This is a genomic window from Carboxylicivirga longa, assembly GCF_050589825.1.
Lineage (GTDB): Bacteria > Bacteroidota > Bacteroidia > Bacteroidales > Marinilabiliaceae > Carboxylicivirga > Carboxylicivirga longa.
This window is the reverse complement of sequence record NZ_JBNGOZ010000026.1, coordinates 26,197-50,537: the sequence shown is the minus strand read 5'-3', so window position 1 is coordinate 50,537 and position 24,341 is coordinate 26,197. Positions and strand designations below refer to the sequence as shown.

The following is a 24,341-nucleotide window of genomic DNA, read 5'->3' as shown; positions in this document are numbered from 1 at the left end:
AATTTTTCGTGTTCTAGCGCGGTTCCTTGTCTCGGTGCTAATGTTATCCTTCGGTAACACCCTTTGAGAACGAGAACAAATACTCCTCAAAAATATGATGCCTTGAGCGCTTAACTGTGCTCTTATACTATTATCCTACCAAATGGTTTAGATAATTAACAATTTCATCGGGCGAATACACATAATCGGGTGTTATCAACCTTGCCACGCTCTTGGGCATGGTATCTACTTCACAGGTTTTTGGATCCTGAATAATGGTAATGCCTTTTTTATCAGCGATATCCTTCATACCCTTAGCACCGTCTTTATTGGCGCCGGTAAGCACGATACCAATCAGTTTATTACGATACACATAAGCCGCTGAGGACAAGGTGTGATCGATAGATGGACGGCTGTGGTTAAGTGGTTTTTCTGTTGACAAAGAAAAGCTGCCATCGTACTCCACAAAAAGATGGTAATTGGACGGTGCCAGATACACCTTACCAGCCACGATCTGTTGCTTATCATCGGGTTCAATCACATCAAGCTTTGATTTTAAACGGATGCTTTCCACCAGCCCGGACCGAATATGCTTAAGCCTGTGCAAACAAATAATTATGGGTAGCGGAAAGTCCTCTCTCAACTGCGATAACATCTTAGATACCACCGAGAAGCTCCCTGCCGAACCTCCAATAACTACGGCTTTATACTTACGTCTAATCATCAATCTTTTAAAAAACTGTACTTACTGTATATTTTCTCTTTACTGTCAATGCATTCGAAACGGGTATCGAAAGGAGCTGGTAATTGCTCCTTAACGCCTAAACACAGATAACCACCTCTGGTCAACACTCCATCAATAATATCGCGCAACAGCAGATGATAATCACGGGTATAATAAATCAGACTATTGCGCAAAATAACGATATTACACTTGGCGGCAGGAACGTTGTTAAGGCCAGCCTGCACAAAAGTTACCGATCGTAACAAGGCCTTATTCAGATAACGTGCTCCATCTCGCTCTTCAAAATACTTATCAAGGGTATACTCGCCTTCAAAACGCTTATAATTATAAGCATTAACATCATTTTTCTTGTTACTTAACAAGCCCTCCTTGAGGGTATCAAGTGCTGCCTGCGAACTGTGGTTAACGGTTATTTGTGCCGAATCCATTAAACCCAGCTCGTCCATCAGAATAAGTAAGCTGTATAACTCTTCGCCCGTTGACACCTCGGGGAACCAAATATGCAAAGCCTGACTGCTATATTTTTCACGCATAATTTTACGCAGCTGCCGCCAAAAACTTGCATCCCGAAATAACTCAGTGGTATTTACGGTAAAAAATCGCTTAAAGGCATCCAGAGACTGATCATCCTGCAGGTGTTCAAACAGTTGGTCCGGTTTGCGAATAGCACAACTATCGAAATAGGCACTTAGTCTTCGCTTTAAAAACGAGTGTGTCATATGCTGAAACGGCATGTCCAACTCACTGCTCAATCGCTCTGCAATCTCCCTTAACTCACTTATACTAAAACTGACTGCCATAGCTACTGATATTGAAATTGAAACGCATTGCTTTTAGCATACACTGCGCCATTCTTACTAAATTTCGTTTTATAAAAACCCGTTAAACTCTCGTGGTTACCCAATATCATCATCCCTTTTGGAAAAAGCTGCTTGTGAAACACTTGATAAACTTTGGACTGCAAGGCTGCATTAAAATAGATAAGTACATTGCGACAAAAAATAACATCGAACTTATTGTAAAAGGGCATTTGCTCCTTTACCAGATCATGTCGCTTCACCTGTACTTTTTTCCTGAGAAAGTCTTTCACCTGAAGACGATCCTCCTGCTCATCTATATCGAAATACTTTGCAAAGTCGATACGCGACACTCCATTGATGGGTGCCTTCTTTATAACGGCTGCAAAATTATCCAGCTGCTGTTTATTAAAAGCATAACGGTAACTTCCCTTCTGACACTGACGCACCATATTATTGCTTATGTCAGTGGCATAAATACGTGCCTTATCAAGCAATCCCAGCTCGTTCAATATAATCATATTGGAGTATACCTCCATACCTGTACTGCACCCGGCATGCCATATATTAAAACTCTTTTTGGCCTTCAGAGCAGGATAGAGTTTATCGTAATAAGCCGGCCATAACTCCGGATCACGAAAAAGTTCAGTGGTATTCACCGTAATCTGCTCTACCAATCCTTCTACAAACACCTTATCACACTGTGTCTTCTCCAGTAGCTGATCGGCTGTTAATCCATTATCAGCAATGACCTTTTGCAGGCGTCTTTTTATTGAGTTATCAGAATAGTTACTAAAGTCATACGGTGTGTTCTCCTTCAACACGTGAAGGTAATGCTTAAAATCCATGCTTATGCCCGTTTCAGATTGTCTAAAATAACTCCACTTCTACCTGCTGAATAAAGGCGGTATATGAATGATCGTCACCCACCTGCGCCTCTGACAGGAGGAATAGTACGGGCTCTTCGCTTCCAACTTTGTTTTTAATCGGTGCCTCTCGGCGTTCACCAATAATCTTTGTCTTATCATTTGATACAAAGGCAGAGATAAACTCATCATTGGCAATGGTGGCCTCGGCAAATAACATGGACACATGCTGCCCCAATACTTCGGAACGATCATATCCCCAAAGCTTTTCGGCTGCCGCATTGAAAAACTCCACCTCACCCAGCTTATTAGTAGTGATAATAGCATCGAGGGCACCCTCCAGGGTTTTCTCATTACGAATCTTCACAGCCTCAATTTCTTTAAACTGCTCGGTTACTTCCTGCTTGGCCTCTTCCAACATCACCCCCAGCTCGTCTTTACTGTGCTTCAGTTCTTCCTCCATGGTCACCTGCTCCGTAATATCATTCTCAAGACTTAATATCTTTATGATTTCGCCCTCGTGATCAATTACCGGAGTATAAGTCGTTAAAAGGTATATTTCGTCACCCATCTTGGTGCGACGACGCACCCGTCCTTTAAAATTATGTCCGTTCTGAAGGTCCGTCAGTATCTGATCCATCTCCTCCACATCATCTTTAAAGGAAAATATTTTAATATTCTGTCCTTCGATCTCCTCCGGATTGTAGCGGAAGGTACGCAGGAAATTCTGATTCACATTAATGAGGGTACCGTCAGTTTCGAACTCAGAGCTGATGGCGGCATGTTCAATGGCTTCCAGAATACCTTTCATCTCCACCTCACGGCGGTCACTCTCTTCCTGGGTGGCCTGCATTTCTTCAAGGTTCTGACGCAGCTCTTCCTCCTGCTGTAACATACGCTCTGCCTGGTTCTGTGTTTCCTTCAGCAGCTTGGTAGTACGTATGGTATTCTGCACCGATGAAATGGTTAAGGCAATGCTCTCGGCAATTTTCTCGATGAACTCAACCTCAAACTCGGCAAAATCTTTGAACGAAGCCATCTCCATCACTCCATAAATCTCGTCGTTGGTCTTTAAAGGCACAATGAGTATGGAACGTGGGTTGGCATCACCTAAACCAGAAGTAATGTTCAGATAATTATCCGGAACATCCGTCAGGTGAATAGTAGCCTTCTCCAGCGCACAACGACCGATCAACCCTTCTTCCCAGTTGATGCGCTTATCGGTAAATTTCTTACGATCGTAGGCTACGCAGGCCGTAAGTTCAAAGTACTTATCCGTATCGTTAAGAGTATTCAACAAATAAAATCCTGCCTGATTAATATTGGCATAATCAACCAGGTAACGGATAATGTTGTAACTTAAATTCTCAATATTATCATTCTCCTTCCGCAACAATTCGCCAAAATGAGCTAAACCCTGAGTAACCCAGGTGCGCTGCTCTTCTTCAATACGGCGCTGCTCCTGTTCTTTTTTACTGCTTATTAAATAATCGCGCAAACGCAATAGTGACTGTGCCAGCTTATCTTTACGATTATTGAGTGGCAGGTCGGCATCGAAATTATCCTGCCGCAGGTTATCAATAAACTCAAGTACCTTCTCACTCTTATTGGCCTCCTGCTTGATGTGCTTGCGTTGCTTGCGGATGAATATCGCGAAATTTCCGGCAATAAGGTAGCCGGCCAAAGCCATCATCAGGGGCACCAGGGTGAGGAGCCACAAGCCCGGAAACATTCTGTACAGATTAAACAGGGCAGGTTGCTGATTGACATAGTCAAAAATACTGGTCAGCGTAAAAATAGTGACCAGATAGATAAACAAACCAAGCATGAAACCCCGCAAGGTATAACGACTTTTGATATTTTTAATATTGACCTTTGCCATGTAACTTACATTGTTATTGAAATATTGACGTCTGCTAAATATTATTATTGCAGTGCTTACAAAGCACTCGATAGGAGGTAGGGCGCTATTTTATCCAAGGCCATCACTTTATCAGCTGCTCCCAGCTTAATAGCCTCTTTAGGCATGCCAAACACAACCGACGAAGCTTCGTCCTGCGCGATGGTATGTGCACCTGACTCCTTCAGCTCCAACAAGCCTTTGGCACCATCATTGCCCATACCGGTAAGCAATATACCTGTGGCATTATTACCCGCATATCGAGCGGCTGATCTGAACAACACATCAACCGACGGGCGATGGCGATTCACCAGAGGACCTTCTTTCACCTCTACTGTATACTCTTTACCCACACGTTTCAGCAGCATGTGCTTACTACCCGGCGCAATCAGCACCCGACCCTGATAGAGTCTATCACCATTCTCTGCTTCTTTCACCTCCAGCCCGCAAATATTATTCAAGCTGTTGGCAAATGATTTGGTGAAACCTTCGGGCATGTGCTGTACGATGGCAATACCCGGCATTTTAGGAGGCAGCGCCTTCAAAAACTGACGTATCGCTTCGGTGCCCCCAGTGGAAGCCCCCAGCACAATCACCTTCTCGGTGTCGATAATCTGCTTAAAATGTGGAGCTTTCTCGAGTATTACATCTGCCGAATACCGGGGCTTAACCGAAGGTTGAACCACCGGTGCAGCAATCTTGCGCCGCTTTAGCTTTACCTGCGATGCCGCCTTTACAGCATCGCACAGCATAATTTTTGACTCATTGATAAACTGAGCGGCATTCATGGCCGGCTTACCAATGATCTCACTGGCACCATATTCAAGAGCCTTCATGGCCACTTCGGTACCTTCGTTTGTGAGACTTGAGATTACCACCACCGGAATGGGATGCTGCGACATGATTTTGCGCAGGAAGGTTAAACCATCCATGCGCGGCATTTCTATGTCGAGGGTAATCACATCCGGGATTTCCTTCATAATTTTTTTTACCGCAATAATGGGATCGGCAGCCGTTCCCATTACCTCAATGCCCGGATCAGATTCAAGGATGGATGACAAGCTCTGTCTGACAACTGCAGAATCATCAACTACTAAAACTCGAATCTTTTTACTCATGCGCTAAAACTTTAATTAAAATCGAAATCCCCTGGTTTTGTCTTACACAAAACATCTCTCTCTTCTCTCTCATCATCCTTTTCAAGTGACACGCCCACAAGGCCTGTCTGCAACTGAAATAACCTGCTCACAGGTGGGATAAACATCCCTTTAACAGTGCATTAATATACCTTTTTTTCAAGAAACTTATGTCTCACTTCACCGGTATCGTTGAAAAAAATAATTTTCCTACCCCTTCTTCCACCTGTGCTTGATGCCACAATGGGTATCTTCTTCTCTTCCAGCATTAAACGCGCTACCCGGATATTTCTTTCACCAATCATGTTGGAGTTACCCGTGGCTGTTTCCAGCAACTCACCACCTCCGAAAATCTTGGCCTGTATATCCTTGATATCACTGCCCATATACAGCATGCGTTCAACCAATTTATCAATGGCTATATTACCGTACTTGGGCGATGCCAGATCATTACCATTCCAGTTGGGAAGCATAAAGTGGTTCATGCCACCTATCTTAAGTTTTTTATCCCACAGGCAGATGGCTACACAGCTACCCAAAATGGTTTTGATGACGTAGGGCTCTTTGCTGGCAAACAATGAAGAAGGGTATAGAAAATGTTGCAAATATCTATTATCCATCTATCACTGTCTTAAAAAATCTCATCATCCTCATCAAAGAACACATCGTTACCATCACCACTAAATCCTTCCACAATATTTCCGGCTTCAGGCAGTGAGATGGAGAAGGTTGATCCTTCACCTTTCTGGCTGGTGATGCCGATGTCGCCACCTAACACATCCAACAGTGCTTTGGTAATGGACAATCCTAAACCATGTCCGCGGTTAATGGAGTTAATACCGGAATCGAGTCGCTTAAAACGTTCGAAAATAATTTTTTGATTCTTTTCTGAAATACCGGTGCCAAAATCCTGAACAGATGCAAGCAATTCATCATCATCGACCCACAACTTCAGTATAACCTGACTATCTTTATAACTGTATTTTAAAGCATTGTTAAGCAGGTTGCTTAAAATGAGCTTTAACTTCTCAGAGTCGGTTTTAAAGTAGAAATTCTTTCCAAAGCCATGCTCAATATTAAACTCAATTTTAATATCGATACCCATCTTGCGCGAGATGATATTGAAACCATCTACGACGGTTTGTACCAGGCTACGGATGTTAACTTTGGTAATATTAGGAGCAATCTCTCCGGCTTCAATTTTGGCGGCCACAAAAATATTACGCAGCTGAAAATCGAGGTTAAAGGCTTCACTGTGAATCAGCGCCACCATAGAAACCACCTTCTTCCAATCATTCTTTTCCACTGAAAGAATGGCCTTTGACAGCCCAAGAATGGAGGTAAAGGGGTTAACGATTTCGTTAGATATATTAGAGATAAAGTGGCTTTTCAGGGCTTCTGATTCCTTCAGTTTCTTTGATACGCTCTGAAAGTCTCTTGACAATTCCTTCATCTCGTTATCTAACTTTTTCCTTTCTTCAAGTCGTAACCTGAGTTCACGTAAAAGTTGTTTGTCAGACAAATTGCTCATAATTAAATTTTTATTTTCCGGACTAATTATATTTTTCTAAAAATAGTGGGCTTGATGTGCGACAATGGCACATCCATTCCCGATAATGATTCGGAGTGACCAATAAAAAAGATCCCTCCCGGCTTAAGGTAATTGCATAGTTTACCTATTACCTTTTCCTGAGTTGCCCGATCGAAGTAAATCAACACATTACGACAAAAAATTACGTCGAAGGTTTCCTTCATATCGTAGTGGCTATCCATTAAATTAACATGCTTCAGCACCATCTGCTGCTGCAGCTCAGGCTTGACACGCACCGTGGGGTTAAGGCGGTCTTTACTCTTAAGAAAATACCGCTTTTTAAGCTCCAGTGGCAGGGTAGCTATCTTGTGCTCGGCATACACACCGTTGGCTGCATTTTTCAATACCTTATTGGAAATATCAGACCCATGTATCGAATAATTAAAGCCACCTCCCTTTAAACGCTTGTACTCGTTTAGTACAATAGAAATCGTATAGGGCTCCTCACCGCTGGAACACCCAGCACTCCACACCTTAAAAAAGTTGTTGCTGCTGTGCTGGGGCAAAACCTCGTCGCGCAAGAAATCGAAATGCACAGGCTCGCGAAAGAAATCGGTTTTATTGGTGGTTACAACATTTAAAAAGTTAAATATCTCTTTCGCCTGTCCTTCCTTACTAAAAAAGTACTCTTTGTACTCGCTATATGAATTCATATTCAACTCGCGAATACGCTTCAGCAAACGTCCCTGCAGCATCACCCGCTTCACGGGCGGCATTTTAATCCCATATTCGCTATAGATAAATTCGCTAAAGGCACGGAAATCCTTCTCCGACAATTCGGCTTTAAAAGCGTCCAATTCCTTTTCTTTACCTAATTCGTTACTTGAAAACATTGATTCTTCCCTACTTAATCGACTTTAGCACTTCATCAATGCTGATAATATCTTTCTCACTGAATATCATATCTGCATTCAGAATCATCACCAATTCTTCGTTTCGCTGATACGAAGCCAGTATATATCCGGGCTTATAATCCGTTTCAATGGCCTTCAGCTTGCTGTCGTCGGCCTCAAACACATCCGATACGGCATCCACCAGAATAGCGATATGCATCACTCCTGAACCATCGGCCTTATCAATCTCCAGCACCACGCAGCACGACTGTGGTGTAATTACCACCTCGCCCAGGTTAAATTTGGCAGCCGCATCAATCACAGGTATCACCTGCTCGCGATGCTCCGTTACCCCTTTCATGTAGGCCATGCTTTCGGGTACCGATTTGGGCGCCTCATATTCTTTTATTTCAATTACTTTTTCAACATGAACACCAAAAACGTTGTCCCCAATACTAAAAGTAAGATATGCATTTACATCCTGACTCATCGGTGCTTATTTTTCTATTTCCTTTACTACTTCTACTAAATCAATGATGTGAATAAACTCATCATTTTTGCGTATGCTTCCTGTAAACGTATTTATCAGCCCAGTGTTACCATTTATCACAGATTCTTTTATATCGGCTTCCTCCAGGTCGAATACTTCCTTTACTCCATCTACAACGAAGCCGATTAAAGACTCGGTTTTGTCATCATCGGAAACGACGATAACAGCGGTATCCTGACTGTTTTCAATATTTTCGATACCCATCATCATACGCAAATCGGCGATGGGAATAATGTTACCGTGCAGGTTGATAACGCCCTTGAGGTACTCCTTGGCATTGGGCACCCACGTTACTTTATCCAACTCAAGGATATTACGCACCTTCAGTGTATCGAACGCAAACACTTCATGGTCAATCAAAAACGATATAATTGAGGTCATTTCTTTCATTCTTTAGTTCTTTGTCCGATATTTCTTTATGGCATTGTTATGGATCAGTCGATTAGTATCAATCACCATGGCGATGGTGCCATCTCCCATAATGGAAGCACCGGAAATATTCTCCTGCTTCTTCAGGAATCTTCCCATGGGTTTTACCACCGTTTGATACTCACCAATCACCTGATCTACCAGAAGGCCCACTTTGGTATCTTCGTATTTAACCAGTATCAATTGCTCAGTGCCCTTATTCACTACTTCCGTTTCAAAGGCTTCGCGCATATCGATAAACGAAAATTGCTCATCGTCGATATTCACCACATGGTTAAAGGTTTTACCGAAGGAGACACTATCCATGGCAAATATTTTTTCAATATTGGCAATGGGTATCACATACTGATTACCGGTCACTTTCACCAATAGCCCGTCAATAATTGACAGTGTCATGGGCAACTCAAGGGTCAGTGTAGTGCCCTTACCCATTTCCGAGTCGAGGGATACCTCACCTCGTATCTCCCCAATCTTCTTGCGCACCACATCCATGCCCACACCACGACCCGACACATCGGTTACCTGTTCTTTAGTTGAGAAACCACTTAAGAATACCAGGTCGAAAATCTCCTTGCGACTCAACTCGGTTTTCGCATCGATCAGTCCTTTGGCAATGGCTTTTTTACGGATAAACTCAGGATCAATCCCCTTACCATCGTCCATTACTTTTACAATTACGCTGGCACCGGAGTAATAGGCCTTAAACAGAATAGTACCCTTGGGCGACTTTCCGTTTTTAATCCGTTCGGCAGGTAGGCCAATACCATGATCAACCGCATTACGAATGATGTGCAACAAAGGATCGGTAAGGTGCTCGATAATATTTTTGTCCAGCTCAATATCACCTCCTTCAATCACAAAGTCGATATCTTTTCCCAAGTCTTTGGACAAGTCGCGTACCAAACGTTGAAAACGCATTAGCTCACTTTGCAGTGGGATAAGACTAATGGAGAATGCATTATCGCGTAGCTGACGACTGAGCTTCTGAATATTTTCTGCCAAGGCTAAAACGGCAGGGTTACCATCATTTTCAGCAAACAAGTTCAACTGCGCCTGGATCGTCACCAGCTCGCTCACCAAATTCACAAGTTCATCAATTTTGGTAGAACTCACACGCATACTGGATATCTTATGCTCCTTCAGTTGCGCCTTCTTTTTACTCTCTTTCTTGGCGGCACCCCCTTTGGCAGTGGCTGCCACATTAACCAGCACATCTTTATTTAGTTGCTGCTGATGGGTGGCCGCTTCTGTAATCAGTTCCACCATATCGTCCGAGGCAAGTAAGTTGCCTGCCCCAAGCTCTTCAATGGTTATTTCACACTCATCTTCTACGAAAATGAATACGTCTTTGATATCATTAACCGACTCCTTGGTATTAAGCACCACCTGCCAATGGCAATAATTATTAATGGGGTTAAACACCTCCATCTGTGGCACTTTCTCATAATAAGCAATCACCTTAGCATCGCCCATGGCATGCAAGTCATCCAAGAGATAAAAAGGATTGGTACCATTGCGCAGCAAATCCTGATTGGGCTTGATACCTACCAGGTAGGTTTTAGATCCATCGCCCTTCGCCCCGCTCGTTTCACTGCTCTTTTGGGGTGCCACAGCACTCGGTGAATCGCTGTTGGTATAGCTCTGCACGCGCTGTATAAAAGCAAGCTGCTCATCAAGCTCTTCCTGATCATCCACATCGCCCACTTCCAGCATATGCTTAATATGGTCAATGGATTCGAAGGTCATGGAAATAATATCATCGCTAATGCTAAGTTTATTATTCCGTACCAGATCGAAAACCGTTTCGAGGTGGTGTGTAAATTCACTGAGCTGGTTAAAGCCAAACATGGCTCCCCCTCCTTTTAAGGTGTGCATGGCTCGAAAGATACGCTCTATAATCTCGTTATTCTCCGTATCTTTTTCCAGGAGCAACAAGGCTTCCTCAAGGTCATGAACGTTATCGTTTGACTCCTCTACAAATTTTGCCTTAAACTTATCAATCATTTGTTTGTGCTTTTAACCGGATATCGTGTTAAAAAATTCAATCAAAACCTTTTGCTGTTCTCTCACATCAGGCTTATGGCTCTGCTCTTTGTCGAGCAAAAGCAGTAAAACCTTGAGGGCATTCAGGGTTTGTTCCACCACATCAGCCCCAAGAAAATCTTTATTACCAGGTGTTCTCTTATAAACACATTCAATGGGCGCTGCCAACTGAGCTAACTCATCATAACCCACCATAGGCGCGGTACCCCGTAGGGTATGCATGGTTCGGATGACTTGTTCCACCACTTCATCAGAGAGCTCCTTTCCGTCGATTAACGCCTGCTCAAGAACAGCTAAATTGTTACGCGTTTCGTGTATGAAAATGTGCTTAACGTCCATTTACCTCAATACGCGCGAGATGGCGCTTAATAACTTAGCTGGTACAAAAGGTTTGATAATCCAACCGGTAGCACCGGCCTGCTTGGCTTCCATCTTTTTAGAGGCCTGCGACTCGGTAGTTAAAAACAGAATTGGAATATGTTTATAGGCTTCTATTTCACGAATTTTACGAATCAGACCCAAACCATCGAGGTTAGGCATGTGAAGGTCAGTGATAACAATATCAATTGTTCTGCCATCCAGAAACTTTTGAGCATCTTCGCCATCAACACCAACCAATACCTCATATCCTTCGTTTTGGAGGGTAAAGTTGACTACTTCCCTGATACTTTCTGAATCATCAACGATGAGAACTGTTTTAGCCATAGTTGTATTTTATCTAGTTATTTAATTAATTAAGAACGTATTGAAACCCTGAGTTTTTAACCAGTGTGTGCAACTCCTCTTTGAGATTTGCTTTAATACTGGTTGAGCATCCATTGGCACTAAGCGTTGCTTTCAAGCTCAGTACCAACTGAATAAAAGTAACATCTAAACTATCCGGGTTATCGATTTCAATCAGCAAATCTTTATCTGCTTTCAGACCGGCTTTAACGATGTCGGTAATCTTTTCGATGTGGTTAATAATCAGCTGCCCTGAAAAGCGCATTTGTCCTTTCTCGGGCAGCTCATCAATAATAACCTTATAAGGTAACTTATCCATTCGTTTATGTCTTAGAATTTCTCGTAATTATCTAAATCAAAGTCCTTATCGAAATTAGAGAAGGGGTTTTCCGGTTGTCGGGGTGCCTTCTTCTCATTATTCTTGGGCGCAACAGGTGCCTTCTTCACCGGTGCTTTGGTATCAGAAGCCTTAGGCGCTGCTGTCTTCACTTGCTGCTTATCGGCAGATGGATTTTTAAGCGGGGCTTTTTCGGCTACCTCAATTTTCTTACTTGCGGCTTCTTTCTGTGCATCCACCTTAAAATAGCTAATTGCGTCATTTAAGTTATCGGCCAGGTTAGCCAGCAAGTCTGAACTCTGCGTCAACTCATCCGACGACGAAGCGTTTTCCTGCGTAATCATATTCAGCTGCTGCATGGCCAGGTTAATTTGTTCGGCACCTGTTTTCTGCTCCATACTCGCGGCAGCTATCTCCTTAATCAACTGTGTCGTTTCTTCAATATCGGGCACTAAGGCTTTTGACTTTTCACCGGCTTCGGTAGAAACCTTCAAGCCAGTGGATACCAGTGATACAATTTCGTCGGCAGCCGACTTACTGCGCTCTGCCAACTTACGCACTTCGGCAGCCACAACAGAAAATCCGCGACCGTGCTCACCTGCACGTGCTGCCTCAACTGCAGCGTTTAATGCCAGTATATTGGTTTGGAAAGCAATATCGCTAATGATGGTAATCTTCTCCGACACCTCTTTCATCACCGAAGCGGCCTGCGTAGACAGCTCATCAGCTACACTCACGTCCTTGGCGGTTTCCACAGTTATCTTCTCTGTTTTAACAGCATTATCAGTGTTCTGATCTATATTGGCTACCATTTCCTCAATAGACGTTGACACCTCTTCGGCTGATGCCGCCTGATCGGCAGAACCCTTTGACAGCTGCAATGAGCTTGATTTGAGCTGCGTACTGGAAGTCACCAGGTCGGTTGCATTAGACTTAATGGTGTTAACCGTATTCTTAAGGTTCTCGGCCATGGCAATCAATGCCTTCGCCAGGTCACCAATCTCATCACTCTGATCTACGTCAACAGTAGCCGTCAGATCCCCATCGCCAATGGCACGGGCAAAGGTAACCCCTTTGTTAAGCGGTGCCACAATGGAGTTATAAAGAAGATAGGCCGTTCCCAGGGCACCCAAAATCACCAACAGACTCATTACAATAACAACAACTTGTAACACAGTGAAACTATTATTACTGGCAATCAGCGCCTCATTAGAAATCTCTTCGTAATTGGCAATCAGCGCATCAATTTCACTTTCTACCTCCTGGCTCAGCGTCATAATCTCTCCTCCTTCCTGCACCATGGGTTCCACTTCAAAAAGCACCATGGCATCTTCGTAAGACTCGAAAGAATTAAGATTATTCATCACATACTGCTGCAGCGTGAAGAGTGAATCCACATCGTGAAAAATTTGCTGCAGAACATCCACATCCGCCTTGTTCCATTCCTCACTCAAAGTCAACAATTCTTCCTTCAAAGCAGGATAATCCTCCTTATGCAACTCACCCAAACGTACTTTATCGGGCGTACCCGACTGCGTATCAATGAAAACCCAACTACGGATCAACATCTTTGAGCTGTTCACCATTTCCTGCAAACCGGTCAGCTTGCTTGACGAAGGCGCATAAACCCCGGTTAATTGGCGGTTTTGTGTCTTGCTACCCGTTAGGGTAACATAGGTCCACACTCCTTGAATAATAATTAAAAGCAGGACTATTCCAAATCCGGCTAACAACTTTTGGGCAATATTAAGTTTGATATTTTTCATGGTTTAGCTTTTACGTAACATGGCAGGTCAATTCTCATTTTGCGATCCATAAATCAACTGTGCCTGCATGTTTTTGTTTACTCTACTAAAGGCTGATTGCATTTGCCATTCCCTCTAACTTAGAGCTAATCTGCAAACCAAACTTGGCTGCATTGGCTTTATGAATCTCAAATTTGAGTTTATCATCCTTGATTACAAAGTTAATCATGGAACCGGAATTACAAGCACCTGCCGATTCAGTAATTATTAATGTACTCTTACCATTCACTTTACTGGCAATGGTAGCCGCATGACGATCGAAATTAACATTAGAAGACACATATACTACTTGACAATCCGTCACTTCCTCGGGTGACTTAAATTCTTTAATCACTACGTTTTGAAAACCGAATTTCTTGCCTTTCGAGAGCTTTGTCATCCAGTCGGAAATCTCACGATCGCGCACCACGCCAATCACAAAATCGCCCTCCTTGGCCGACTCTGTCCATCCAATATGCCGGATAAAACTTAAGGTAAAAATCGACTTAAACTTGGCCACTTGTGCCTGTCCTGCCATGGGAAGCAGTATTAAGCTCAAAAAAAACAAAATTTTTTTCATAATTATTCGTCCTTCAAAATTCAACATCTTAATGGGCTTTGGTACGGACAACTCACTTTTAAGTTTCTTTTTATGCGAATAAATTTATTTTTTCGATAAAAAGAAACCTGATTAAACCACGCCTTTTAAGCCAATTACCTTACCTTTGTGCCACTTTACCACACCCGTTAAGCACTGCTAAACGGGCATCGCATAAGCACAAACTCCATTACAATAGTCATGCAATACACTTCATTAAAAATAAACAGCGATTTATTATTTCAGGACAAACACGAAGAAATAAACCGCGAGCTAAAATCATTTTTTAAGGACCTTAAGATTGCGCACAAAACAGTAGTGCAAATAACGTGTCACGCTGCCATCAGACAGCACGATGACTATGAGGCCTGCGCCAACACGCTGCGCACTGCGCTTGATACACTTTTTAATTCAGCACCACCAGCTACAACGCTCATTGCTCAGGAGCCGGCCAAGGATACTAGCAAAGTGCTGTTCCGAATTGGCCTCTGCCGTCAGCCGGAAGCTAAGGTGGAGCACAAAGTATTTCAAAAACATCCTTACACACTATTAAGCATAAAGGGCGAAAAAATGCTGTTTTCCGGCGGTATAAACGGTATCCTGCCCAATGATATGTTGCGTAATATTCAAAGCGTATACGATTTTGCCGAGCAGTTGCTCGATCATGAAGAAATGCACTTTGGCCACATTGCTGTAGAAAGCAACTTTGTGGAAGATATTAACGGCAAAGAAAACGCTGCCACAGGCTGGAATAATAAACAGGCACTTGAAGAGATACGACGACTCTACTTTGACCCTACTTTGTTTCAACATGGAACACCCCTAGAACAAACAGCCGGCATTGATAGTGGCACCTGCCTGATGGACTTTATTGCCATGGCCAAAGACGGCTTTCCGGGAGCGCAACTAAGCCACACTGAAAGCACACAAGACATCACACGCTGCGCCTATCTGCCGCAACTTAAAAAAGTATTTATCGGCCATACCAATGATGGAAACGTTTCATCAGCAAGCGATCAGCTAAAGGCAGCCGTCGGGCAAATTGAAACACTAATGAACAATACACAACTAACTTTTGCATCATATTTCGACGAGGTTAAGCTAACACTGCCCGAGAATAATGAGACAAAAGCAATCATAGATAAAACAAGGGAAATCCTGAAAACCAACAGACTAACCATTGTATTCGCCCCACTAAAAAACAAACAAGTGAAGCTGGAGCTGGAGGTGATTGCCACAGTAAGTTAATGATTCTTTATTCGTTGCCCAACAAACCCATTTTACCTATTTTCGCAACTTTACTAAAAAAAGAGAAGAAGAACCGATGTGGACGAATATAGCACGCATTATATTGCGTAACCGAATTGCCATTTTAGCTGTCTTATTTTTAATAACGGTATTCATGGGTATTATGTCTCGAAAAATTGAGATGTCGTACCAATACGCTCCTTTGTTACCCGAGGATGATCCCACTTACCTGGAGTATCAGGACTTCCTGAGCATCTATGGCAACGAGGGCAACATGGTAATTGTGGGTATCCAGAATGAAGACTTCTTTGAACTCAATAATTTTAACACCTGGCAGGCCTTTTCCGAGGAGTTGCTCGAGATTGAAGGTGTCACCTCTGTGTTTTCAGTCGGCCAGGCCTACAACCTGGATAAAAACACCGAAGAGAAACGCTTCGAAATAAGCCCCATTTTTCCTGAACGTGTAAAATATCAGGCTGAACTGGATTCTCTACAGGCCGTTTTTCACAGCTTACCCTTCTATAAAGAACTGCTGTACAACGAACAGACTGATGCCTACCTGCTGGCCATCAGCCTGGATGCTGATATGTTGCACAGCAAAGAGAGGGTAAAGCTTATCAGCGATATTCAAGCAGCCGGCCAACAATTTGTTCAGAAGAATAAACACGAGCTGCATTACTCAGGACTACCGTATATACGGGTGGTAACGGCCGAGATGGTGAAGAAAGAACTGAATATGTTCATCTTCCTGGCCCTGGGTATCACAGCCCTGATCATTTTCCTATTTTTCCGATCATTTAAAGTGGTACTATTCTGCATGTTGGTAGTGGGCATCGCCGTTATATGGGCGCTGGGCATACAGGGTATTTTTGGCTATAAAATAACCATCTTAACCGGTATGATACCGCCACTGATCATTGTTATTGGCATCCCCAACTCGGTTTTCCTACTTAATAAATACCATCAGGAGTACCGAAAACATCAGAACAAAATTAAAGCATTGCAAAGGGTAATACGTAAGATTGGTAATGCCACTTTTCTTACCAACCTGACAACAGCCTCGGGATTTGCCACCTTCATCTTCACAAGCAGTAAAATATTGGTGGAGTTTGGTGTTATCGCAGCCATCAATATCATGGTTGTCTTTATATTATCCATCCTACTGATACCCATTATATTCAGTTTTATTGACGGACCGAAAGAGCGTCACCTGAACCACCTTAACAACCGTATGGTTGATGGCGCAGTGAATGGTTTGGTGCGCATTTCACTAAAACATCGCACTAAAGTTTATTGGGTGGCCGGCTCAATGCTTGTCCTGGGACTTATCGGCATATCAAAAATAAAAACCACGGGTTACATGTTGGATGATATTCCTCATGACGACCCCTTGTATGTTGATCTGAAATTTTTTGAGAGCAACTTTAACGGCCTGATGCCGCTGGAGCTGATGATTGACACCAAAAAGCCCAATGGCGCTATTACAGGTAGCAACCTCAAACGCATGGATCGCCTACAGGAAGAACTGAAGAATTTTGATGCTATTTCGCACCCACTCTCTATGGTCGAAGTGGTTAAGTTTGCCCGCCAGGCATTTTACAAGGGGAAAGAGAAATACTATAAAGTACCCAGCAATCAGGAGCGTAACTTCATCCTCTCATATGTAAATAGAAGTAATACTGGTGCCGCCAACAATGGCATTGTGACCACATTTATTGACTCTACCAAACAACGGGCACGCCTTAGCTTTCGCATGAAAGATATTGGCACCTCGGAGATGGCACTACTGGACGGCAAAATACACGATGCCATTAACAAAGTGTTTCCGAGCGATAAATACTACACTTCGCTAACCGGTGCCAGCGTGGTGTTTTTTAAGGGTACCGACTACCTGGTGCGCAACCTCTTTACCAGTCTTATGCTGGCGGTTATCCTTATCGCATCCTTTATGGCCTGGATGTTCTCATCCAAGCGCATGGTACTCGTCTCGCTTATACCCAACATCTTCCCCCTGATTATGACGGCGGCACTCATGGGTTATTTCCAAATTCCCATTAAACCCTCTACCATTCTGGTGTTTAGTATTGCTTTTGGCATCAGTGTGGACGACACCATTCACTACCTGGCCAAATACCGTCAGGAACTTTCAGAAACCAACTGGAGCATACGTGCAGCCGTAGTCCTCGCCCTTAAGGAAACAGGCGTCAGTATGATTTACACTTCCATCATCCTGTTCTTCGGCTTTGGTATATTCAGTGTATCCCAGTTTGGTGGCACCGTGGCACTGGGTATACTGGTGGCAGTTACCCTACTCATTGCACTGTTTTCAAACCTTATACTGCTTCCTGCGTTATTGTTAACACTGGAAAAAGCGATTACAAATAGATCGTTTAAAGAGCCCTTGTTACACATTTACGATGAGGATGAAGATATTGAATTAGAAGATCTTAAGATAGAAAAGAAGAACTAAAACCCAAATAATACCGCAGCATGTACACAATCGCCGACCTTCAGAAAATTATTGAGAATCAACTACAAAACGAGTCTTTTGTTGTTGAGCCCAAAGGCCTGTATCAACCCATCGATTATGTAATGGGCATGGGCGGTAAACGCATACGTCCTACCTTATGCCTGGCCGGGTGTTACCTCTTTAGCGACACCCTTGAGCAAGCTATAAAACCCGCGGTGGCCCTGGAGGTATTTCATAACTTCACCCTGCTGCACGATGATATTATGGACAAGGCCGATGTGCGCCGCAACCAAGCTACGGTGCATAAGAAATGGAACGAGAATACCGCCATCCTGTCGGGCGATGCCATGCTGATCAAAGCTTATCAATATGTGTCGCAGGTGCCGGAAGGGCAGCTCAAAAAGGTACTGGATCTGTTTAGCCAAACGGCGCTGGAGGTGTGTGAGGGACAACAGTACGACATGGAGTTTGAAAACCGCAATGATGTTAAGGTAGATGATTACCTGACCATGATACGCCTTAAGACAGCCGTATTGCTGGCGGCCAGTCTTAAAACCGGAGCCATTATAGGAGGTGCCACCGATGAAGACGCCCAGCTCCTGTATGAGTTTGGCGAGAATATTGGCCTGGCCTTTCAGCTGCAGGACGACTTTCTGGATGTGTACGGTGACGAAAAAACCTTTGGGAAGGCCATTGGCGGTGATATTGTGGCCAATAAGAAAACATTTTTAATGCTTCACGCGTTACAAATGGCATCGGGTTCGTTGCGCGATGAGCTCCTAAACTGGATTAATGCCCTTGATTTTAATACCGATGAGAAGATTAAGGCCGTTCGAAGCATCTACACAGCACTGAAGGTAGATAAGCTGGCACGCGAAAAAATGGATGACTATTTCCAAAAAGCTATCAAAGCATTAAATCAGGTACAGGGACGCCAGCGCATGAGGGATGAACTATACCAATTTGCGGTTAAGCTCATTGAACGTTCCCGGTAACAAGGAACTTTAACAACGTGAGATAAACCGCTTAACATGAAAAATCTTGTTGGTACCATCATTCAAATTGTAGGTCCGGTAGTAGATGTAAGTTTCGATCTGAAGGATCAGGAACTGCCCAGCATACTGGATGCGCTGGAAATAAAACGCGAAGGATATCCTTCCATCATTATTGAGTGCCAACAGCATATTGGCGAGAGCACCATCCGCTGCATCGCCATGGACTCCACCGACGGTCTTACCCGTGGCCTGGAAGTAAGCCACCTGGGACATCCCATTACCATGCCGGCCGGTATCAATGTAAAGGGCCGGCTGCTAAATGTGGTGGGTAACGCCATCGACGGTATTGGACAAGTAGGGAAGGAGGGAGGCAGTCCTATTCATAAAGCACCGCCTTCCTTCGAAGATTTATCCACACAGGCAGAGATACTCTACACAGGCATTAAGGTGGTCGACCTTATTGAACCTTATGCCAAAGGTGGCAAAATTGGTTTATTCGGCGGAGCCGGAGTGGGCAAAACCGTTTTAATTCAGGAACTTATTAATAATATAGCCAAAGGTCATGATGGCCTGTCGGTGTTTGCCGGTGTGGGCGAACGAACCCGCGAGGGCAACGATCTTTTACGGGAAATGATTGAATCGGGCATTGTTAATTACGGCGATGCCTTTAAGGAGGATATGGAGCAAGGAGGCTGGGACCTCACTAAGGTTGATAAAGCCGCCCTGGATTCATCGCAGGTAACCATGGTTTTTGGTCAGATGAACGAACCACCGGGAGCCCGTGCACGCGTGGCACTGTCAGGCCTTACCATAGCCGAGAGCTTCCGCGATGGTGATGGCACAGGCTCCGGACGCGATGTACTGCTCTTCGTTGATAATATTTTCCGCTTTACACAAGCCGGATCTGAGGTATCAGCCCTTTTGGGTCGCATGCCTTCTGCGGTGGGTTATCAGCCCACCTTATCGTCAGAGATGGGTGCCCTGCAGGAACGTATTGCATCCACTAAACATGGATCCATTACCTCGGTGCAGGCGGTTTATGTGCCGGCCGATGATCTGACCGATCCGGCACCGGCTACCACCTTTGCTCACCTGGATGCCAAAACAGTGCTCAGCCGCAAAATTGCCGAGTTAGGTATTTATCCCGCCGTAGATCCGCTGGATTCTACATCGCGCATGTTAAGCCCCGAAATAGTGGGCGACGACCATTACAACACAGCACAGGCGGTTATTGAAATACTGCAACGCTACAAAGAGCTGCAGGATATCATTGCCATCCTGGGGATGGAGGAACTTTCGGAAGATGATAAACTAGTAGTACACCGTGCGCGTCGTGTGCAGCGTTTTCTGTCACAACCCTTCCACGTAGCTGAGCAGTTTACCGGCCTGAAAGGCGTTTTTGTTTCCATCGAGGACACCATCAAAGGGTTTAAGATGATATTAAATGGCGAGGTGGATGAATACCCTGAGGCCGCTTTTAACCTGGTGGGTACCATCGAGCAAGCCATTGCCAAAGGCAAAGAATTGTTGAAACAAGCTAAATCGGCCTAATGGAAGATCTGCATTGCGAAATAGTAACCCCTGTGAAAGTCATCTACGACGAAACAGTAGGTCTAATCACCGTTCCGGGTGAGAAAGGACAGTTTACACTTCTGAAGAATCATGCTCCTATCATTTCGGCGCTTACCAAGGGTAAGATACGGGTGATCAGCAAAACGGGGCGTGAGGAGTATTATGACTGCGATGGTGGTGTGCTCGAATGTGAAAATAACCGGGTCATCATTCTAATTAACCGATAAATTACGGAAGGGCTGTACTGTGAAAAACGGAAACAGGCCCTGCAAGCTTACCACCGAAAGAAATAACCCAAACTAACGATACCCTTATGGCCAAAACCGGCCTGCCCACTTAAGCCATGCTTCTTCCCCAGCGTAAAGTTGAGTACTTCTACATGAAAGAAAAAGTCAACCTCATTGGCTTCTCCATTAAGAGAGCCCTCATACTCAGAGTGCTCATACATCAGCGAAACACCTACTAAACTGCCCAAACGAAATTTATCGCGTCGCAAGTAATCAACGCCCGCCTGTGGCCCCACAAAAAACCACTGATATTTCGCCAGGTCATTCGTTCGTTCAGTGATGGTATTGTCATTATTCGGCCACTGCGGTGTATAGTTGGTCTCATTAAGGTTTTTAACCTTATGAGTTTCGTAGTTAAAGCTAACACCGAGCTTAAACCAATCGTTCAGGTAACGGTTATATTCAACACCAAAATTACCGCTATGCGAAGTATCAGACGATTTTGTATCCCCCATATAGATACCACCCCCGGAATCTATGCGCGACAGCGGAATGGGCGAATATTGCACTTTCAGCTCGTTTTGCTGACCGTACAAACAGCTTGTAACGCACGCAAGCAGCAGGAAGATTTTGATTTTTTTCATTGCTTAGGTCAGTTAAACACATTCATACTATGAATCATTTTGTTAAAACTAGTTAATTCTAAACAAACTACAAATGACTAACTGATAAACTGTAATTTTATACTTTTGCGGATAAATAAGAAAAGCACTCATCAATTACCCATTTTTTTAGCTGGGGTAAATGAAAAATGAAATTAGCACGAGATGAAGATACTGATCATACGATTAAGCTCCATTGGCGACATCATACAATGCATGTCGGTGGTAGGCGGACTAAAGCATAAATTTCCGGAAGCAGAGATTCATTGGGTAGTAAGGGCCGATATGGCCTCGTTGGTGAAGATAGATCCGCGCATTGACCGCCTGTGGGCCTTTGATCGTAAAGAAGGGCTGGCAGGGGTTTTCAAACTGGGTGCCCTTCTGCGAAAAGAGCATTACACACTGATTTATGATGCCCATAGCAACATCCGTTCTAATATATTAAAAGCATTTCTTTGTCCTTTTGGTTTGTGCAATCTGGGTGGTAAAAATAAACTGGTCACCCGCCATAAGAGCCGCTTTAAGCGCTTCCTACTGTTCCGCTTTGGGATCAATAGATTACCAAAACCTTTCAGAGCCTTGGCGTCGTTTCAAACACCACTAAGCAAATGGGATGTAAATACTTTTGACACCCCCTTCAACGATTGGAATTTTCCGGCTGCTACCAAGGACAAAATTAATCAGTTAATGCTACAAGAGCTTCCCGATAAAAAGAAGTTTGTGACGCTGGTACCCTCGGCAGCCTGGGCACTTAAGCGGTGGCCTGTCAAGTATTGGCAGGAGTTAGTAAGGCTACGAGAAGACCTTCATTTTGTGGTACTGGGTGGGCCTGATGATACCTTTTGTGAAGACATACGCTCGGCCGCACCTGAACGGGTTATCAACCTGGCGGGTCGCACCTCGCTAATGGAGAGTTTCTGTGCCGTTTGGCACTCACCATACGTAATTAGCGGCGACACAGGCTTTCTGCATGCTGCCGATTTATTTCAGAAACCGGGTCAGGCCATCATCGGCCCCACCGCCTTTGGCTACCCGTCCAATCCTCGAATGAAAATTATGGAGGTTGATCTGCCGTGTCGCCCCTGCACCAAGGACGGCAGCACCCAATGTAAAATTAAGGAAGAGCGGAAATGCCTGATGGACATCTCCCCTCGCCGGGTGGCCAAGGCCATTGAGTTTTAGTTATTTCACTAGGGCTGTAATGTAACTGGCCACCTCGCCGTGTCCATTGGATTTGGCAAAATCCAGTGACGACTCGCCATCCACATCCACCATGCTAAGGTCGGCACCATGCTTAACCAACAGCTTAAGCACATCAAGCTGACCTTCGGCGGCTGCCATCATGGCTGGTGTCCACGACTCATGACTATCCACAGCGTTTACTTCGGCACCGGCATTAATCAGCAGCTCAACAGCCTCGAGAAAGGGACCAGTACAGGCAAACATCAGGGCTGTGCGCTGAACGCCATCAACCGCATCGATTTGTGCTTCTTTTTCAATCAGATAAGCCATCACGTGATGGTGCCCATTATAGGCTGACAACATAAGTGCCGTATGGGCATTCTCATCTTTCACATTTACATCAACCCCCTGCTCAATGGCGCTTTTAAGACCATCGAGGTCGCCATTAAGAGCCGCCTGAAAATAAGCGGGCAGAGAGGTGGTATTTCCCTGATCATGAGCTACCTGCTCATGATCATTCACTTTCTTTTCTGCATTGGCTTTCTTCTCATTGGCAAAAAACTGGCAGCTTGAAAAGCTCATAAGTACCAAGGCACTCAACAAATAAATCTTCGTCATATCGTTCGTATATTTTCTCTTCTTATTGATATTAATAAATTGCCTCCGCCACTTTACGGGTACTGGCCGTAGCCATCATGGTATAAAAATGCAGTATGGGCACCTTGGCATCCATCAACTCTTTAGATTGCTGAATACACCATTCAACACCCACCTGTTTCACCGCGTCATTATCTTTGCACTTGCGCACCTCTTTGGCAAAGGCCTCCGGTATATCCACGTGAAATATCTTGGGCAACACCGTCAACTGATTCATCAGTGTAATGGGTTTAAGCCCCGGCACAATGGGCACCGTAATACCCATGGCACGCGCCCGCTCAACAAAATCGAAATACTTAGTATTATCAAAAAACATCTGTGTGACGATGTATTCGGCACCGGCATCCACCTTCTGCTTCAGCCAAAACAGATCAGAGTCCATATTGGGAGCCTCCTCATGCTTCTCAGGATAAGCTGCTACACCATAGCTAAAAGGCGTATCGAAGGCATCCACCAAGGTGCCGTCCAGGAACTTACCCTCATTGAGCTCATTCACCTGGCGCACTAGGTCCAGGGCATACTGATTGCTCTCTTCTGCGGCAGGTGCAAAAGGCTTACTATTGGCATTATCCCCCCTCAAAATCAATAGGTCATGAATCCCCAGAAAGTTAAGATCAATCAGTGCATATTCCGTTTCACTTTTGGTGAAGCCACTGCAAATAATATGCGGCACCACTTTAATACCGTAGCGATGCTGTATGGAGGCAGCCACTGCCACCGTACCCGGTCTCTTTCGAAGTACTTTACGCTCAAAAAAGCCATTGGCCGTATTGCTGTAATGCATCTCATCGCGGTGCGATGTAATATTGATATACAACGGATTGAACTCCTTTAGCTGCTCAATGGAGTCGAACACCCTGGCAATGCTATTGCCTTTTAAAGGTGGTAATAACTCAAAAGAGAATGCGGTTTTTGACGATGATTGAATTAATTCGGCAACGGTCATTTCACTATTTATTGGCATGTTGTTGAATTGATAAACTACTAGCAGATAATTATTTACCAATTCAACAAATT

25 protein-coding genes are annotated in these 24,341 nt (G+C 44.2%); 6 read left to right on the top strand and 19 right to left on the bottom strand.

What is annotated here, in order from left to right; genetic code table 11:
- Positions 1–130: 130 nt before the first annotated feature.
- From ACRD7A_RS17040 to ACRD7A_RS16965, 16 genes are all read right to left on the bottom strand, one after another.
- Positions 131–703: a chemotaxis protein CheB gene (locus ACRD7A_RS17040; RefSeq protein ID WP_430812491.1), complete on the bottom strand. Its 573-nt coding sequence runs from the start codon at positions 701–703 to the stop codon at positions 131–133.
- Entirely contained in the window at positions 703–1,524 is an 822-nt protein-coding gene (locus tag ACRD7A_RS17035; protein ID WP_430812492.1) for a CheR family methyltransferase, read from the bottom strand. The genes ACRD7A_RS17040 and ACRD7A_RS17035 overlap by 1 nt, the downstream gene beginning before the upstream one ends.
- Before the next feature lie 2 nt (positions 1,525–1,526).
- Positions 1,527–2,369, bottom strand: coding sequence for a CheR family methyltransferase (locus ACRD7A_RS17030; RefSeq protein ID WP_430812493.1), 843 nt, complete (start codon positions 2,367–2,369; stop codon positions 1,527–1,529).
- A gap of 22 nt (positions 2,370–2,391) precedes the next feature.
- Positions 2,392–4,269, bottom strand: a complete 1,878-nt coding sequence (locus ACRD7A_RS17025) for a PAS domain S-box protein (protein ID WP_430812494.1) — start codon at positions 4,267–4,269, stop codon at positions 2,392–2,394.
- Positions 4,270–4,325: 56 nt separating this feature from the next.
- Complete coding sequence (locus ACRD7A_RS17020) at positions 4,326–5,405, bottom strand: protein-glutamate methylesterase/protein-glutamine glutaminase (protein ID WP_430812495.1); 1,080 nt, start codon at positions 5,403–5,405, stop codon at positions 4,326–4,328.
- A 161-nt stretch (positions 5,406–5,566) separates the two neighbouring features.
- Positions 5,567–6,043 carry a chemotaxis protein CheD gene (locus ACRD7A_RS17015; RefSeq protein ID WP_430812496.1) on the bottom strand — a complete coding sequence of 159 codons (477 nt, stop codon included), beginning with the start codon at positions 6,041–6,043 and terminating at the stop codon, positions 5,567–5,569.
- 11 nt (positions 6,044–6,054) lie between these two features.
- Positions 6,055–6,954, bottom strand: a complete 900-nt coding sequence (locus tag ACRD7A_RS17010; protein WP_430812497.1) for a sensor histidine kinase — start codon at positions 6,952–6,954, stop codon at positions 6,055–6,057.
- A gap of 26 nt (positions 6,955–6,980) precedes the next feature.
- Complete coding sequence (locus tag ACRD7A_RS17005) at positions 6,981–7,847, bottom strand: CheR family methyltransferase (RefSeq protein ID WP_430812498.1); 867 nt, start codon at positions 7,845–7,847, stop codon at positions 6,981–6,983.
- Positions 7,848–7,857: 10 nt separating this feature from the next.
- Entirely contained in the window at positions 7,858–8,337 is a 480-nt protein-coding gene (locus tag ACRD7A_RS17000; RefSeq protein ID WP_430812499.1) for a chemotaxis protein CheW, read from the bottom strand.
- A 6-nt stretch (positions 8,338–8,343) separates the two neighbouring features.
- The gene (locus ACRD7A_RS16995) at positions 8,344–8,787 is read right to left on the bottom strand and encodes a chemotaxis protein CheW (RefSeq protein WP_430812500.1); all 444 of its coding nucleotides are present in this window, start codon (positions 8,785–8,787) and stop codon (positions 8,344–8,346) included.
- A 3-nt stretch (positions 8,788–8,790) separates the two neighbouring features.
- Positions 8,791–10,830, bottom strand: coding sequence for a chemotaxis protein CheA (locus ACRD7A_RS16990; protein ID WP_430812501.1), 2,040 nt, complete (start codon positions 10,828–10,830; stop codon positions 8,791–8,793).
- Positions 10,831–10,842: 12 nt separating this feature from the next.
- The gene (locus ACRD7A_RS16985; RefSeq protein ID WP_430812502.1) at positions 10,843–11,208 is read right to left on the bottom strand and encodes an Hpt domain-containing protein; all 366 of its coding nucleotides are present in this window, start codon (positions 11,206–11,208) and stop codon (positions 10,843–10,845) included.
- The gene (locus tag ACRD7A_RS16980) at positions 11,209–11,574 is read right to left on the bottom strand and encodes a response regulator (protein WP_200463503.1); all 366 of its coding nucleotides are present in this window, start codon (positions 11,572–11,574) and stop codon (positions 11,209–11,211) included.
- Positions 11,575–11,599: 25 nt separating this feature from the next.
- Positions 11,600–11,911 (bottom strand): hypothetical protein, encoded by a 312-nt coding sequence (locus tag ACRD7A_RS16975; RefSeq protein ID WP_430812503.1) that lies wholly within the window; start codon positions 11,909–11,911, stop codon positions 11,600–11,602.
- An 11-nt stretch (positions 11,912–11,922) separates the two neighbouring features.
- Positions 11,923–13,695, bottom strand: a complete 1,773-nt coding sequence (locus ACRD7A_RS16970) for a methyl-accepting chemotaxis protein (protein ID WP_430812504.1) — start codon at positions 13,693–13,695, stop codon at positions 11,923–11,925.
- 85 nt (positions 13,696–13,780) lie between these two features.
- Entirely contained in the window at positions 13,781–14,272 is a 492-nt protein-coding gene (locus ACRD7A_RS16965) for a YfiR family protein (RefSeq protein ID WP_430812505.1), read from the bottom strand.
- Between the two features lie 240 nt (positions 14,273–14,512).
- Here ACRD7A_RS16965 and ACRD7A_RS16960 point away from each other — a divergent pair, with 240 nt between their 5' ends.
- From ACRD7A_RS16960 to atpC, 5 genes are all read left to right on the top strand, one after another.
- Entirely contained in the window at positions 14,513–15,559 is a 1,047-nt protein-coding gene (locus tag ACRD7A_RS16960) for a hypothetical protein (protein ID WP_430812506.1), read from the top strand.
- Between the two features lie 154 nt (positions 15,560–15,713).
- Positions 15,714–18,029 (top strand): efflux RND transporter permease subunit, encoded by a 2,316-nt coding sequence (locus ACRD7A_RS16955; RefSeq protein WP_430812507.1) that lies wholly within the window; start codon positions 15,714–15,716, stop codon positions 18,027–18,029.
- A 20-nt stretch (positions 18,030–18,049) separates the two neighbouring features.
- Positions 18,050–19,024, top strand: a complete 975-nt coding sequence (locus ACRD7A_RS16950) for a polyprenyl synthetase family protein (RefSeq protein WP_430812508.1) — start codon at positions 18,050–18,052, stop codon at positions 19,022–19,024.
- A gap of 36 nt (positions 19,025–19,060) precedes the next feature.
- Positions 19,061–20,575 (top strand): F0F1 ATP synthase subunit beta, encoded by a 1,515-nt coding sequence (gene atpD / locus ACRD7A_RS16945; RefSeq protein ID WP_430812509.1) that lies wholly within the window; start codon positions 19,061–19,063, stop codon positions 20,573–20,575.
- On the top strand, positions 20,575–20,823 hold the full coding sequence (gene atpC / locus ACRD7A_RS16940; RefSeq protein ID WP_430812510.1) for an ATP synthase F1 subunit epsilon: 249 nt from the start codon (positions 20,575–20,577) through the stop codon (positions 20,821–20,823). The genes atpD and atpC overlap by 1 nt, the downstream gene beginning before the upstream one ends.
- Positions 20,824–20,870: 47 nt before the next feature.
- Here the strand turns inward: atpC and ACRD7A_RS16935 are convergent, their stop codons facing one another.
- Complete coding sequence (locus ACRD7A_RS16935; protein ID WP_430812511.1) at positions 20,871–21,467, bottom strand: outer membrane beta-barrel protein; 597 nt, start codon at positions 21,465–21,467, stop codon at positions 20,871–20,873.
- A 183-nt stretch (positions 21,468–21,650) separates the two neighbouring features.
- Here ACRD7A_RS16935 and ACRD7A_RS16930 point away from each other — a divergent pair, with 183 nt between their 5' ends.
- The gene (locus ACRD7A_RS16930) at positions 21,651–22,667 is read left to right on the top strand and encodes a glycosyltransferase family 9 protein (RefSeq protein ID WP_430812512.1); all 1,017 of its coding nucleotides are present in this window, start codon (positions 21,651–21,653) and stop codon (positions 22,665–22,667) included.
- On the opposite strand, the gene ACRD7A_RS16925 is transcribed toward ACRD7A_RS16930, so the two are convergent.
- Positions 22,668–23,285 (bottom strand): ankyrin repeat domain-containing protein, encoded by a 618-nt coding sequence (locus ACRD7A_RS16925; protein ID WP_430812513.1) that lies wholly within the window; start codon positions 23,283–23,285, stop codon positions 22,668–22,670.
- Between the two features lie 31 nt (positions 23,286–23,316).
- Positions 23,317–24,288: a methylenetetrahydrofolate reductase [NAD(P)H] gene (metF, locus tag ACRD7A_RS16920; RefSeq protein WP_430812514.1), complete on the bottom strand. Its 972-nt coding sequence runs from the start codon at positions 24,286–24,288 to the stop codon at positions 23,317–23,319.
- Between the last annotated feature and the right edge of the window lie 53 nt (positions 24,289–24,341).